The organism is Polaromonas sp. P4_F9, from assembly GCF_056401235.1.
Window position 1 is genome coordinate 148,233 of sequence record NZ_JBFUJT010000010.1, and the last position, 13,022, is coordinate 161,254.

Annotated in this window: 12 protein-coding genes; 1 reads left to right on the forward strand and 11 read right to left on the reverse strand. The window is 63.8% G+C overall.

Features of this window, described 5'->3' with window-relative positions; all coding sequences use genetic code 11:
* Positions 1–110: 110 nt before the first annotated feature.
* The 7 genes from moaA to AC1DUB_RS11230 form a co-directional block, all read right to left on the reverse strand.
* A complete protein-coding gene (gene moaA / locus AC1DUB_RS11200) occupies positions 111–1,235 on the reverse strand; it encodes a GTP 3',8-cyclase MoaA (RefSeq protein WP_477716863.1) in 1,125 nt (374 codons plus the stop codon).
* 246 nt (positions 1,236–1,481) lie between these two features.
* Entirely contained in the window at positions 1,482–2,243 is a 762-nt protein-coding gene (locus AC1DUB_RS11205; protein WP_477716862.1) for an SDR family oxidoreductase, read from the reverse strand.
* Positions 2,244–2,312: 69 nt separating this feature from the next.
* Positions 2,313–3,746 carry an aldehyde dehydrogenase family protein gene (locus AC1DUB_RS11210; protein WP_477716861.1) on the reverse strand — a complete coding sequence of 478 codons (1,434 nt, stop codon included), beginning with the start codon at positions 3,744–3,746 and terminating at the stop codon, positions 2,313–2,315.
* 148 nt (positions 3,747–3,894) lie between these two features.
* Entirely contained in the window at positions 3,895–4,842 is a 948-nt protein-coding gene (locus AC1DUB_RS11215) for a 2-hydroxyacid dehydrogenase (RefSeq protein ID WP_477716860.1), read from the reverse strand.
* Positions 4,843–4,867: 25 nt separating this feature from the next.
* Positions 4,868–5,311 (reverse strand): nuclear transport factor 2 family protein, encoded by a 444-nt coding sequence (locus AC1DUB_RS11220; protein WP_477716859.1) that lies wholly within the window; start codon positions 5,309–5,311, stop codon positions 4,868–4,870.
* Between the two features lie 44 nt (positions 5,312–5,355).
* Positions 5,356–6,324 (reverse strand): tripartite tricarboxylate transporter substrate binding protein, encoded by a 969-nt coding sequence (locus tag AC1DUB_RS11225; RefSeq protein ID WP_477716858.1) that lies wholly within the window; start codon positions 6,322–6,324, stop codon positions 5,356–5,358.
* Between the two features lie 80 nt (positions 6,325–6,404).
* On the reverse strand, positions 6,405–7,385 hold the full coding sequence (locus tag AC1DUB_RS11230) for a Bug family tripartite tricarboxylate transporter substrate binding protein (protein ID WP_477729570.1): 981 nt from the start codon (positions 7,383–7,385) through the stop codon (positions 6,405–6,407).
* A 209-nt stretch (positions 7,386–7,594) separates the two neighbouring features.
* On the opposite strand from AC1DUB_RS11230, the gene AC1DUB_RS11235 reads away from it, so the two are divergent.
* The gene (locus AC1DUB_RS11235; protein ID WP_477729571.1) at positions 7,595–8,245 is read left to right on the forward strand and encodes a GntR family transcriptional regulator; all 651 of its coding nucleotides are present in this window, start codon (positions 7,595–7,597) and stop codon (positions 8,243–8,245) included.
* A gap of 4 nt (positions 8,246–8,249) precedes the next feature.
* On the opposite strand, the gene AC1DUB_RS11240 is transcribed toward AC1DUB_RS11235, so the two are convergent.
* From AC1DUB_RS11240 to AC1DUB_RS11255, 4 genes are all read right to left on the reverse strand, one after another.
* A complete protein-coding gene (locus tag AC1DUB_RS11240) occupies positions 8,250–8,966 on the reverse strand; it encodes a ribonuclease activity regulator RraA (protein ID WP_477729572.1) in 717 nt (238 codons plus the stop codon).
* Positions 8,967–9,010: 44 nt separating this feature from the next.
* Complete coding sequence (gene araD, locus AC1DUB_RS11245; protein ID WP_477729573.1) at positions 9,011–10,750, reverse strand: L-arabinonate dehydratase; 1,740 nt, start codon at positions 10,748–10,750, stop codon at positions 9,011–9,013.
* Between the two features lie 91 nt (positions 10,751–10,841).
* Positions 10,842–11,075, reverse strand: coding sequence for a Dabb family protein (locus AC1DUB_RS11250; RefSeq protein ID WP_477729574.1), 234 nt, complete (start codon positions 11,073–11,075; stop codon positions 10,842–10,844).
* Positions 11,069–12,541, reverse strand: coding sequence for an aldehyde dehydrogenase (NADP(+)) (locus AC1DUB_RS11255; protein WP_477729575.1), 1,473 nt, complete (start codon positions 12,539–12,541; stop codon positions 11,069–11,071). Before AC1DUB_RS11255 ends, AC1DUB_RS11250 begins: the two co-directional genes overlap by 7 nt.
* Positions 12,542–13,022: the final 481 nt, after the last annotated feature.

Below are 13,022 nucleotides of genomic sequence, written 5' to 3' on the forward strand. Positions count from 1 at the left end.
GCGCAGTCATGCCTCAGTCGACAATTTTCCGCCGGGCCGCTCCAAGGAAAATTAGCCCCCTCGGGGGGCAGCGTATTACACGAAGTGAAAAGCGTGGGGGTCATATATTTTTAGCCCCCGATGTAGCTCATTTCAACCCGCTTGGGTGTCCCATCCGACGGGCTGGTGTCTGCCGGCATGGCAGCGCGCAACTCCGAGTAATGGTCGGTGCGGGCCTGCCAGATGTGGCCTACTGCCGCGGCGATCTGGTCGTCGGCAAAACCACCGCGCAGCAGGGCGCGCAGGTCATGCCCCTGGCTGGCAAACAGGCACAGAAACAGTTTGCCTTCAGTCGACAGCCGTGCCCGGTTGCAGTCGCTGCAAAAGGCCTGGGTGACGCTGCTGATCACGCCAATTTCGCCCGCGCCGTCAACATAGCGCCAGCGCTCGGCGGTCTCGCCGGTGTAGTTCGGGTTGACGGCTACCAGGGGGAATTCGGCCTGGAGGCGCTCAATCACCTGCGCCGACGGCAACACTTCGTCCATACGCCAGCCGTTGGTGGCGCCCACATCCATGTATTCAATAAAACGCAGCACCGCACCCGTGTTGCGGAAATGCCGCGCCATGGGGAGAATCTCGGCATCGTTGGTGCCGCGCTTGACCACCATATTGATCTTGAGGGGCGCCAGGCCCACCCTGTGGGCCGCTTCAATTCCCTTGAGCACGTCGGCCACCGGAAAGTCCACATCGTTCATGCGGCGGAATGTGGCATCGTCCAGTCCGTCCAGGCTCACCGTGACGCGCTGGAGCCCCGCATCCTTGAGCGACTGCGCTTTTTTGGCAAGCAACGATGCGTTGGTGGTCAGCGTGATGTCCAGCGGCCTGCCGTCCGGTGTTTGCAGTTTTGCCAGCATCTCGATCAGCACCTCGAGGTGCTTGCGCAGCAGCGGCTCGCCGCCGGTCAACCGGATTTTCTCCACCCCATGCGCCACAAAAATTTTGGCCAGCCGGGTAATTTCCTCAAAGCTCAGCAGCGAGCTCTGCGGCAAAAAGGCGTAGTCCTTGTCAAAGACCTCACGCGGCATGCAGTAGCTGCAGCGGAAGTTGCAGCGGTCCGTCACGCTGATGCGCAAATCGTGCAGCGGCCGGCCCCGCGTGTCGCTCAGCAGGCCCGTGGGGGCCTGCAGCCGGGCAGGGATATGCGGCACGCGGCTTGCGTAGCGGATATCTGCCAGGGGAATTACTTTGTCGGTCATGGTGAAAGGCATAAAGGGCCTAAAGGGAGAATTTACTCCATTGGCCCGGCCAAGCGGAAAAGTTCCGCCCTTATCCCCAGGCGCTGAGCGTTATTGACCGCCGGGCCGTCCCGCCCTTGCATGGGGCTCTCCTCCCAGCAGGGGCCGCGGAACCGGCTTTGCCGGGCCGCAGGCGCAGCGCCCCCTCGGGGGGCAGCGAACCACACGCAGTGGGGAGCGTGGGGGCTTTATACGAGCGTGGGGGCTCTATACACAGCGCGCGCCGTCCACCTCGATACACACGCCACTGATGAAATCGGCCTCGTCGCTGGCCAGGTAGAGGGCCGCGTTGGCCACATCCAGTGCCGTGGAAAAGCGGCCCAGCGGGATGCTGGCGCGGAACCGCTCCCGGCGTTCTTCATCCAGCGGGCCGCCGGCAAACTCGGCCGACAGGCCGGTATCGGGGTTGAACACCGGGTTGATGCAATTCACCCGGATGTTGTCAGGCCCGAGTTCGGCCGCCAGGGATTTGGAGGTCGTGATGACCGCACCTTTGGAGCCGTTGTACCAGGTCAGGCCCGGCCGCGGGCGCACGCCAGCCGTGGAGGCGATATTGATGAAGCTGCCGCCACCCTGGCTGCGAAACACCGGCGTGGCATGAATGGTGGCCAGGTAAATGCTTTTGACATTGATGGCGTAGCACTTGTCGAACTCTTCTTCGCTCACGTCAAGCGCGGGCCGGTTGCGGTGCGTCCAGCCCGCGTTGTTGACCATCACGTCGAGCTTGCCGTAGCGCTGCAGGGCCGCATCGACTAGCGCCTTGACTTCCTCGGATTTCGTGACGTCGGCGGCAAAGAAGGAAGCGGTACCACCGGCCTTGACAATGGCGGCCACCACTTTTTCGCCCATTGCCACGTTGATGTCATTGACGATGACCTTGGCGCCTTCAGCCGCCAGCCGTCTGGCTATGCCTTCGCCAATACCGCCGCCGGAGCCGGTGACGATGATGGATTTGTCTTTGACCCGCATGGGATGATCTCCAGGTTTCTATTGATACGTGAGCTTAGTGCATCTGCCAGGCTGGGCCGGGCAGGCATGTCAACCATGCCGCACCGCCACCGTCTTCAAAGTCGTAAATCCATATAACGCCTCAAATCCCTTCTCGCGTCCATAACCCGATGACTTCACGCCGCCAAAGGGCAGCTCCACGCCGCCGCCGGCGCCGTAGTTGTTGATGAACACCTGGCCGCTTTTGACGCGCTTGGCCATGCGGAACTGGCGGGCGCCGTCGCGGGTCCAGATGCCGGCCACCAGGCCAAAGCGGGTGGCGTTGGCAAGTTCAACTGCATGGTCTTCACTGTTGAAGCTCATGGCGCACAGCACCGGGCCAAAGACCTCTTCCTGCGCCAGCCGGTGCATTACCGGCACGTCGCGCAGCAAGGTGGGCGCCTGGTAAAAACCGGTGTCGGGTGCTTCTTCCACGATCTGGCCTTGCGCCACCATGGGGATGTTGGCGACCTGTGCGTCGCTTAGAAAATCCCACACACGCTGCTGCTGGCTTTGCCGGATCAGCGGGCCGACGTCCAGGTCCATGGAGGCCGGGCCGACACGCAGGTTTTCGAAGGCCTGCCCCAGCCGCTCCAGCAGGGGCTCGTAGATGGCCTGCTCCACCAGCAGGCGGGAGCCGGCCGAGCAGGTTTGCCCGGCGTTTTGCACGATGGCGTTGATGATCGTGGGAATGGCCTCGTCGAGGTTGGCATCGGCAAACACGATTTGCGGGCTTTTGCCGCCCAGCTCCAGTGTTACCGGGCAATGGCGCTCGGCCGCCACTTGCTGGATCAGCGTGCCGACCGCCGGGCTGCCGGTAAAGCTGATGTGGTCAATGCCGGGGTGGCGGGCCAGCGCGTCGCCGACCTCATGGCCGTAACCCGTCACGATGTTGATCGCCCCTGCGGGAAAGCCGACCTCGGCCGCGAGCTGGGCCACACGGATGAGCGACAGGCAGGCGTCTTCAGCCGGCTTGACGACGCAGACATTGCCGGCCGCCAATGCGCCGCCCACACTGCGCCCAAAAATCTGCATCGGGTAGTTCCAGGGTATGACGTGACCCGTGACGCCGTGCGGCTCGCGCCATGTCATCACGCTGTAGCCGTCCTGGTAGGGAATGGTCTCGCCATGCAGCTTGTCGCAGGCGCCGGCATAAAACTCAAAGTAGCGTACCAGCGCGGCCGCATCGGCCCTGGCCTGTTTGACGGGTTTGCCGCAGTCGCGCTGCTCGATCAGTGCCAGCTCATCGGCATGCTGCGCCACCTTGGCCGACAGGCGCATCAGCAGCCGGCCACGCTCTGCGGCGCTGAAGCGCCGCCAAACCAGTTCCAGGCAGCTGCGTGCGCCGCTGACAGCCATGTCAATATCGTAGGCATTGCTGCGCTGGATGACGTCAAAGACCTGGCCATCGGACGGGTCGAGAACGGGAATGGTTTTACCGGAGGACGAAGGGATGGACGCGTTGGCAATGTAATTGAGCTGCATGGGCATGATTTTGCGTGAAAAGCACATGCCCCCAGTCAAACCTCAATAGGTTATTGCCGGGGCGGTGCATCCCGTTGCAAAAATGTACACATCGCTGCGCCGGCCTCGTTCGCAACCGCTATGCGAAAACCGGGGAGCAAGTTCAGATTCAGATATGCAGGGGAACGCTGGCCCGTAGCTTGCCGGTCGCGTAAAAAGAGTCCAGGTTGTCCACCACCAGCTTGGCCATGGCCTGGCGTGTCTCATTCGTGGCGCTTGCGAGATGCGGCAGCAACACCACCTGATCCAACGCCAGCAATCGCTCTGGCACGCGCGGCTCATCCGCATACACATCCAGACCGGCGCCGGCGATGGTGCCGGCCTCCAGCGCCTCAATCAACGCGTCTTCGTCGATCACCGAACCGCGCGACACATTGATCAGGAAGCCTTCGGGGCCGAGCGCGCGCAGCACGCTGGCCGATACCAGGTGACGGGTTTCGGGGCCGCCGGCGCTCACGACTACCAGAAAGTCCGCCCAACGGGCCAGTGACTCGATGGAGGGTTCATAGGTGTAGGCCACCGCCGGATTGGGGCGACGATTGTGATAGCGCACTTCCATGTCAAAACCGCTGGCACGGCGCGCGACGACCTGGCCAATGCGGCCCAGCCCGAGAATGCCCAGCCGCTTGCCGCTGACGCGCGTGGCCAGCGGATAAGCGCCCTGCAGCCAGCGCCCGGCACGCACGAACCTGTCTGATGCGCTGAAGCGGCGCGCCACATCCATCACCAGGCCAAAAGCCGTGTCGGCCACGCAGTCATTCAGGACATCCGGTGTGTAGCCCACCGCAATGCCGCGGGCCTGGGCGGCCTCCAGAGGCAGGGTTTCAGTGCCTACGCCGAAGCTGGAAATCACCTGGAGATTGGGCATGGCCGCCAAGGTGGCATCGTCCACGCCAAAGCGTGCGCTGGTCACGTAGCCGGTGAATTCATGGCCATGTCGGGCGAGGAAGGCCGAGGGGTCGGCTTCTTTCCAGAGGGGATGCGCGTCGTAGCGGGTGTTGAATTCGGTGGCGAGCAGGGGGGGGATGGCTACGTGCTGGAGGAGTCTGGGTTTCATGGGTTTGGAAGAGGGAGTCAAGGAGTCAAACAGTCAGTGGTTGGGTTTTTCGGGCCTGGCGCAGCCGCAGGCGCCAGGCACCGGCGTCCAATTGCCAGATCTGGCTGACCTGTACGTCAGACGTGCCGGGCTCGCCCCGGTTGAAGATGTCGTAGAGCGCGCGATGACTCACCAGCGCAATCTCGCCCGCCAGCTGTACGGACGCATTGCGCAACTTGATGCCGCGGAAGACCGACTGACCGTTGACCAGCGCGTCAATGAACGCCTCACGTGTCTGGATGCGTCCATCGGTGTGGCTGTAGGTCAGGCTGGCCATGGTGAGTTCCGCAAGGTCGGCCCGGCTGGCATCCAGGCAAGCCTGGCTCAGTGCGTGCATGGCTTGCAGCACGGCCGCTTCCGCAGCAGCCGTGGGCTCGCATGAGCCATTGGCCAGTAGCTGGGTGCTCGCCGGGGCGGTGTTGTGGTTCATGCTGTGATTCACAAATCAGTCCTCAGGCTATCTCTATTCGGGCCTTACTCGGGCTGGATGTCGGCGTCCTTGGCCACTTTGGCCCACTTGGCCATTTCAGACTGGATGAAGCTGCCAAATTGCTGGGGCGTACCGCCGCCCACTTCAATTCCGGCTTCCTGCAGGCGCTGGCGCACGTCCGGCGCGCTGAGGGCCTTGTTGATTTCCGCGTTCAGTTTGGCGACGACTGCCTTGGGCGTGCCGGCGGGCGCCAGGATGCCGCCCCAGGTGCTGGTCTCGTAACCCGACATGCCCGCCTCGGCCATGGTGGGGACGTCGGAGGCAACAGCGGACCGCCTGGCCGTGGTCACGGCCAGCGCGCGGACCTTGTCGCTCTTGACCTGGGTGTTGATGGCTGCCACCGTGTCAAACATCAGGGACGTGCGGCCGCTGATTAGGTCCGGATGGGCCAGCGTGCTGCCCTTGTAAGGCACGTGCACCATGTCGATCCCGGCCATGGTCTTGAACAGTTCGCCGCTGAAATGGGGCGCGCCGCCCAAGCCGCTGGATGCAAAAGACAGCTTGCCGGGGTTGGCTTTGCCATAGGCCACCAGTTCCTTCAGGGTCTTGACCGGCAGCGTCGGCGACACCACCAGCATCAGGGGCACGACGTGCGTGATCACCACCGGTTCAAAGCTCTTGAGCGTGTCAAACGGCAGCACTTTCTTCATGCTCGGATTGATGGCATGGCTGCTGGCCACCAGGGCCAGGGTATGGCCGTCGGGGGCCGACTTGGCCACGAAGTCGGTGCCGATGATGCCCGTGGCGCCGGCCTTGTTGTCAATCACCACCGGCTGGCCGGTGGATTCTGTCAGCTTCTGGCCGATCAACCGCGCCGCCAGGTCAATGGCGCCTCCGGGGGAAGCCGGTACGACGATGGTGATGGATTTGCTGGGAAAGGTTTGCGCATTCAGTGCGCCGCTGACAGACAGGGCGGTGACGGTGACGGCGATGGCTGTAAAAAGCTTGTTCATGTTGATTTCTCGGCCTATGGATGGGTTGTGGGTTGCGGGTGGGTATTGGGGTTGAAACTTTTGGGCTTTTGAGTTTTGCTCTATTCGATCGAGATGCCGCTGTCGCGGATGATGCGACCGTAGCGCTGCCGGTCTGCATCGATGCGTGCCTGGAAGGCCGCGGGCGTGAGCCCCAGGGGTGTAGCCCCCTGCATGATCAGGGTCTGGCGGGTATCGGGTTGCGCCAGCACTTCGCGGACATCGGCAGAAATTTTTTCCACGAGTGCGGGTGGCGTGCCTGCCGGGGCCAGCATGCCGATCCAGGATCCGGTGTCAAAGCCCGGCAGGCTTTCACCCACGGTGGGCATGTCGGGCAGGGCGGGCGAGCGGCTGGCGGAACTGACCGCCAAGCCGCGCAGCTTGCCCGACTTGAGGTGTCCGATCGACTCCAGCACCGTGGCAAACAGGATGTCGACGTGGCCGGCCATCAGGTCGGTCACGGCGGGGCCACCGCCTTTGTAGGGCACGTGCAGCATGCTGAGGCCGCCGGACTTCCTGAAGATTTCGGCCGCCAGGTGAGGCGCGCCGCCACTGCCGGAGCTGGCGTAGCTGAGCTTTCCGGGCTCCGATTTGGCAGCGGCCATCAGGTCCCGGACCGACTGGTAGGGCAGGGACGGCGTGATCAGCAGCACCAGCGGCAGCTCGGCAATCATGCTGATGGGGGCGAACGCCCTGTCCGGGTCGTAGGCCATTTTTTTGTACAGCGAAGGGTTGACCGACTGCGTGCCAACGTTGCCGGCCAGCAGTGTGTAGCCGTCCGGTTTGGCCTTGGCGACGACATCAGCGCCGACCATGCCGGAGGCGCCGGCCTTGTTGTCGACCAGCACCGGCTGCCCCCATTTGACCGATAGTTTCTGGGCCACGAGACGGGCGCCGACATCGGTGCCGCCGCCCGGCGGGAAGGGCACGACCACCGTGACGGGCCGGGTGGGAAAGGGCTGCGCAGCAGGCGCTTGCGCCTGGGTGGGCGCAGCAGACCACGCGACCAGTGTGGTGAGCAGGGCGGACAGTAAGTGTTTCATGGTGTCTCCTCGCGGTGGGTAGGCCCTGTCCGTTTTGGGCGGATGGGCGGTTTATCGGGTTGTTGCGCCGAAATTTCTTTGTAGTATTCTAGTATGCCAGAATACTACGGAAATCCAAACAGTAAACTCGCCCCATGGCCCGCTCACGACTGCACCTCCCTGAAATCCCTGCCAACTCCGCATTGACTGACCGGTCAGGCGGCCGGGGAATGATCAGCCAGGAAGCCTATGAAAGCATCCGCACGGCGATCCTCAACTGCTCATTCACACCGGGCATGGCGTTGTCGGAACTGGCGGTGTCGGAGGAGCTGGGCGTGAGCCGGGCACCGGTGCGCGATGCGTTTCGCCGCCTGGTGGGCGAAGGCCTGCTGGAGGTCACGCCGCAGCGCGGAACCTTTGTCACGCGGCTGAGTCGGGCGCGCATTGAAGATGCCATCTTTGTGCGCGAGGCCATTGAATGCCTTGCGGCGGAACTGGCCTGCGAGGCGCCACTGGCGGAGCGCAAGAAGCTGCATGAAGTGCTGGAGCGGCAGATTGCGGCTTCAGACCAGAAGGACTTTGGGGGCCACCTGAAAGCGGACGAAGACCTGCATTACCAGATACTCGTGTTGGCGCGTCATCCGCATGCCTGGAATCCGCTGATGCTGGCACGCACGGGCATGAACCGGATCCGCCACATCGCCATCCCGGAACTGGGCGGCAACCGGATCGCCATCGAGCAGCACCGGCAGCTGGTGCGTGCGATTGTGGCCGGCGACCGCGCCAAGGCGCGTGAACTGATGCTGCTGCACATCCGCTCGCCGCTGCGTTTTGTGGATGCCATCAGCGAGCGGTACCCGGAGTACTTTGTGCAGGAGTAGTGCTTTATCGCCCCCTGGCCTTGCGCCAGGCGACGAAGTCGTCCTTCGATTGCTGCTCGGTGGGCGGATACAGGCCAATGATGGGGCGGCCCTTCAGGACTTCCTCGGAGACGAAGTCTTCAAAGGCGGTCATCTCCACCGCCTCGTCGGCAATTTCGTCGGCCAGGTGGGCCGGAATCACAAAGACACCTTCCTTGTCGCCGACGATGACGTCGCCTGGAAACACCGCCACGTCGCCGCAGCCAATGGGCACATTGATGTCCAGCGCCTGGTGCAGCGTGAGGTTGGTCGGCGCCGACGGGCGGTGGTGATAGGTGGGAAACGGCATCGCCGCAATCTCCGGCGAATCCCGAAAGCCGCCATCGGTAACGATGCCGGCAGCGCCGCGCACCATCAGGCGGGTGATCAGGATGGAGCCGGCCGATGCGGCGCGGGCATTTTTGCGGCTGTCAATCACCAGGACCGCGCCTTCGGGGCATTGCTCGACCGCCACGCGCTGCGGGTGCTTGGGGTTCTGGAATACCGTGATGGGGTTCAGGTCTTCGCGCGCCGGGATGTAGCGCAACGTGAAGGCTTCGCCCACCATGTTCGGCAGGTTGGCGTTGAGCGGGTGCACGTCCTGGATGAACTGGTTGCGCAGGCCGCGCTTGAAGAGCGCCGTGCACAGCGTGGCGGTGCTGACGGTTTTGAGCTTGTCGCGGGTTTCGGCTTTGAGGGTCATGGGAGTCTTTCCTATCACTTCGTGTTGGTTCTTGTCAGGTCGTGTCAGTAAATGTCGGGCTCGCCCACCGGCGCGCCAAACGAGGTTTCCAGAAAATCAAAATCACAGCCCTGGTCGGCCTGCTGGATATGGCGCGCGGCCATCCAGCCGTAGCCGCGTTCATAGCGTTTGGGCAGTGGCGTCCAGGCGGCCCGGCGCTGCGCGAGTTCTTCGTCGCTGACTTCCAGGTGAATGCGCCGGCCCGGCACGTCCACCGAGATCAGGTCGCCGGTTTTGACGAGTGCGAGCGGACCGCCGATGTAGGCTTCAGGCGCCACATGCAGGATGCATGCGCCGTAGCTGGTGCCACTCATGCGGGCGTCTGAAATGCGCACCATGTCTTTCACGCCCTGTTTCACCAGCTTCAGGGGAATGGGCAACATGCCCCACTCGGGCATGCCCGGGCCGCCCTGCGGGCCGGCGTTACGCAGCACCATGACATGGTTTTCTGTGACGTCAAGGTTCTCGTCGTCAACGGCTGCCTTCATGGAGGGGTAGTCGTCAAACACCAGGGCCGGGCCAGTGTGCTTCAGGAACTTCGGGGCGCACGCGCTGGGCTTGATCACGCAGCCACCGGGCGCCAGGTTGCCGCGCAACACGGCGAGCGCGCCTTCGGCGTAAATCGGGTTGTCCAGGGTGCGGATCACGTCGTCGTTGTAGACCTCGGCACCTTCCAGTGTTTCGCCCAGGGTGCGGCCGCTGACCGTCATCGCGTCCAGCTTCAGATGGCTGGTCAAGCGGCTCATCATGCCGCGCATGCCACCCGCGAAATAGAAGTCTTCCATCAGGTAGGTGTCGCCGCTGGGCCGGATATTGGCGATCACGGGCACCTTGCGGCTGGCGGCATCGAAGTCGTCCAGGCCCACGGCGCAGTGCTCGCCGGCGCGGCGCGACATGGCCACCAGGTGAATGATGGCGTTGGTCGAGCAACCCATGGCCATGGCGATCACGATGGCGTTTTCAAACGAGGCGCGGCTGAGCATCCTGGCCGGGGTCAGGTCTTCCCAGACCATGCTGACCACGCGGCGGCCGCATTCGCTCGCCATGCGGATGTGGTTGGCATCCACCGCGGGAATGGACGATGCGCCTGGCAGCGTGAAGCCGCAGGCCTCGGCAATGCCCGTCATGGTGCTGGCCGTGCCCATGGTCATGCAGTGGCCGTGGCTGCGGGCAATGCCGCCTTCGACTTCCAGCCATTGGGCCGCGCTGATCTTGCCGGCGCGCCGGTCGTCCCAGTATTTCCAGGTGTCTGAGCCCGAGCCCAGCACCTTGCCCTTGACGTTGCCGCTCAGCATGGGGCCGGCCGGCAGGTAGATGCATGGCATGCCCGCGCTCATGGCGCCCATCAGCAGGCCAGGGGTGGTCTTGTCGCAGCCGCCCATCAGCACCACGCCGTCGATCGGGTGGCTGCGCAGCAGCTCTTCGGTCTCCATGGCCAGCATGTTGCGGTAGAGCATGGTGGTGGGCTTGACGATGGATTCCGACAGCGAGATCGCCGGGAGCTCAATCGGAAAACCGCCCGCCTGCAGCACGCCGCGCTTGACGTCTTCCACACGCTGCTTGAAGTGGCCGTGGCAGGTGCCAATGTCGCTCCAGGTGTTCACGATGGCGATCACCGGCTTGCCGACCCAGTCCTCGGGGCCGTAGCCCAGCTGCATCACGCGCGACCGGTGGCCGAAAGAGCGCACGTCGTCGGGGGCGAACCAGCGGGCACTGCGCAGCGATTCGTAGGTTTTTTTGGTCATGTCGGTCCTTGGGGTCCTTGGGTCTCGGGGTTCACAGCGTGTAATCCACCGCCGCCCATTCAAAGTAGGGCTTGAGGTCGGTTATCAGTGCCTAGTGCAATGGGTGGAACAGATACTCGTTCAGCGCGCTTGCGTCGTCAAATTGCGATTCGAGCACGTAACCCCAGCAAATGGGCCGGTCCAGCTCGTTGGCGCTGAGCCTCCAGCTCCGGATGCCGGCAATCTGCGTGCCGAGAGCGTCCATGCGTTCGACCAGCGAGGCCTCCAGTCCGGTATTGGCCGTGACGTCCGGTTTGCGGCGGAACATCACGATATGGTTCAGCATGGCTGTCCCTTGCGTGCCAGCAACCAGGCTGGCGCGTCTTGCAAGGCCACGGGACGCAGAAAGCGCTCCATCGCCGCGTCACCCACGGAGGTGGTCATGGGCTGGGTCGACGAAGGCCATGGGCCACCGTGCTGCTGCGCGGCCGTGACGGCCACACCTGTGGGCACACCGGCGAACAGCACGCGTCCCGCAATGGCTGTGGCGCCGCGCACCAGTGCGCGGGTGTCGGCGTTGTCGTCGTCTGCACCCCAGAGGGTCACCGTCAGGCTGCCAGCCACGGCGTGCAGTACGTCGAGCACCTGCGCGACGGAATCGGCACGCACGATCAGGCTGGAAGGGCCGAACACTTCTTCGCGCAACTCGGTTTTGGCGATGAAATTGACGGCGTCCACCTGGGCAAGAAAGGGACGCGGCGCCTCGGCGTTGCCGGCTTCCTGCAGCAGGGGCTGCGCACCGGCGGAGGCCATGTGGGCTACGCCGGCATCGAAGGCGCTGCGCATGCCCGGGGTCAGCATGGCATGGGGTTTTTGTGTGGCCAGGGCGCTGGTCAGCTGCTGCACAAACGCATCGCTGGCCGGGTCCTTGAGCAGAACAATCACGCCGGGGCTGGTACAGAACTGGCCGCATCCGAGCGAAATCGATCCGGCAAGCACGCCGGCCAGTTCGGCTCCGCGCGCGGCAAGGATGCCGGGCAGGGCGACAACGGGGTTGGTCGATCCCAGTTCGCCATAAAACGGAATCGGGCGTGGCCGGGCGTTGGCCTCGGCCTGCAAGGCCGCGCCGCCGCGCGTCGAGCCGGTGAAGGCGCCAGCGGCCATCGCCGGGTGGCGCACCAGGCGCACACCCACATCGGAGCCACCGCCCTGGATCATGCCTATCAGGCCGGCGGACAGGTTTTGGGCCTTGAGGACTTGCTGGACCAGGCCAAATACCCGGTTTGACAGCACCAGGTGGCCCGAGTGGGCCTTGACGACCACCGGGCAACCGGCGGCCAGTGCCGAAGCGGTGTCGCCACCCAGCACCGAGAACGCGAAGGGGAAATTGCTGGCCGAGAACATGGCGACAGGGCCCAGCGGCACGCGCAGGCGGACCATGGCCGGGTGACCGGCGGGCGGGGGGCCGGCCACGGCGGGATCATCCGTGGTGGCAAAAGGCACGCCGCGCTCGGCAATATCGGCAAAGCGGCGCAACTGGAAGGCGGTGCGGTCGAGTTCGCCATTGAGCCGCACCGGGCCCAGTGCGGTTTCCTCGTCGGCCACGGCGACCAGGTCTTCCCGGTCAGCTTCCAGCGCGGCGGCAAGCGCACGCAGCAGCGCCGCGCGGGTGTTGCCGGTGCTGGCTGACCAGCTGGCAAAGGCCGCGTGGGCAGCGGCCGCGGCGGCATCGACCTGCTCCGGCGTGGTTGCGGGCAGAGGCGCGCCAAGGGGTTCGCCTGTGCGGGCTGTAAAAGATTGCAGGGTTTTCATGGGCAGGGTAATGGTTTGGATGGCTAAATTGAAAGAAAAAGTGCCCTGATCGGGACGGGCGGACGCTTCAATTGCTGGCAGTTTGTGCTATATGTTAGCGCTAACAATTGGCGGGGACATTAGTATAAACACTTGCCCTGGAGAAAAAATGGCGTTGAAAAGGTGGAGGGGCGGGTGGTAATCGTCCCGGCCCGCGAAGTCTCGCAAAGTCCACCAAGGCAAGTCCGCTCATGCTGGCATTGCGGTCATTGACCGCAGCTTGTACGAAGCACTGCCGAAGCTGGTGGCTTGCTTTTGGGCATGGGGTGTTTGGTCGTTTAACAGAGGTAGAGGTGATAGCGGGCGCGTGGAACTGGCAGGGCTGCAGGCGCCGCCAACGGCTGGATCGATTGGCCGTTTCATCCTCGCGACGCTGGTTTTGAGTCAAAAGTGTCATGACGCCAGAAATCGTCATTCATTATTGAAACCGGGCAATAAAAAA

Excerpts from the sequence above, each read along its gene's own strand:
- AC1DUB_RS11215 (WP_477716860.1), bottom strand. The coding sequence starts at position 4,842 with ATGAAACCCAGACTCCTCCAGCACGTAGCCATCCCCCCCCTGCTCGCC.
- AC1DUB_RS11225 (WP_477716858.1), bottom strand. The coding sequence starts at position 6,324 with ATGAACAAGCTTTTTACAGCCATCGCCGTCACCGTCACCGCCCTGTCT.
- AC1DUB_RS11210 (WP_477716861.1), bottom strand. The coding sequence starts at position 3,746 with ATGCAGCTCAATTACATTGCCAACGCGTCCATCCCTTCGTCCTCCGGT.
- araD (WP_477729573.1), bottom strand. The coding sequence starts at position 10,750 with ATGACCAAAAAAACCTACGAATCGCTGCGCAGTGCCCGCTGGTTCGCC.
- AC1DUB_RS11240 (WP_477729572.1), bottom strand. The coding sequence starts at position 8,966 with ATGACCCTCAAAGCCGAAACCCGCGACAAGCTCAAAACCGTCAGCACC.
- AC1DUB_RS11255 (WP_477729575.1), bottom strand. The coding sequence starts at position 12,541 with ATGAAAACCCTGCAATCTTTTACAGCCCGCACAGGCGAACCCCTTGGC.
- AC1DUB_RS11235 (WP_477729571.1), top strand. The coding sequence starts at position 7,595 with ATGATCAGCCAGGAAGCCTATGAAAGCATCCGCACGGCGATCCTCAAC.
- AC1DUB_RS11230 (WP_477729570.1), bottom strand. The coding sequence starts at position 7,385 with ATGAAACACTTACTGTCCGCCCTGCTCACCACACTGGTCGCGTGGTCT.
- moaA (WP_477716863.1), bottom strand. The coding sequence starts at position 1,235 with ATGACCGACAAAGTAATTCCCCTGGCAGATATCCGCTACGCAAGCCGC.
- AC1DUB_RS11205 (WP_477716862.1), bottom strand. The coding sequence starts at position 2,243 with ATGCGGGTCAAAGACAAATCCATCATCGTCACCGGCTCCGGCGGCGGT.
- AC1DUB_RS11250 (WP_477729574.1), bottom strand. The coding sequence starts at position 11,075 with ATGCTGAACCATATCGTGATGTTCCGCCGCAAACCGGACGTCACGGCC.
- AC1DUB_RS11220 (WP_477716859.1), bottom strand. The coding sequence starts at position 5,311 with ATGAACCACAACACCGCCCCGGCGAGCACCCAGCTACTGGCCAATGGC.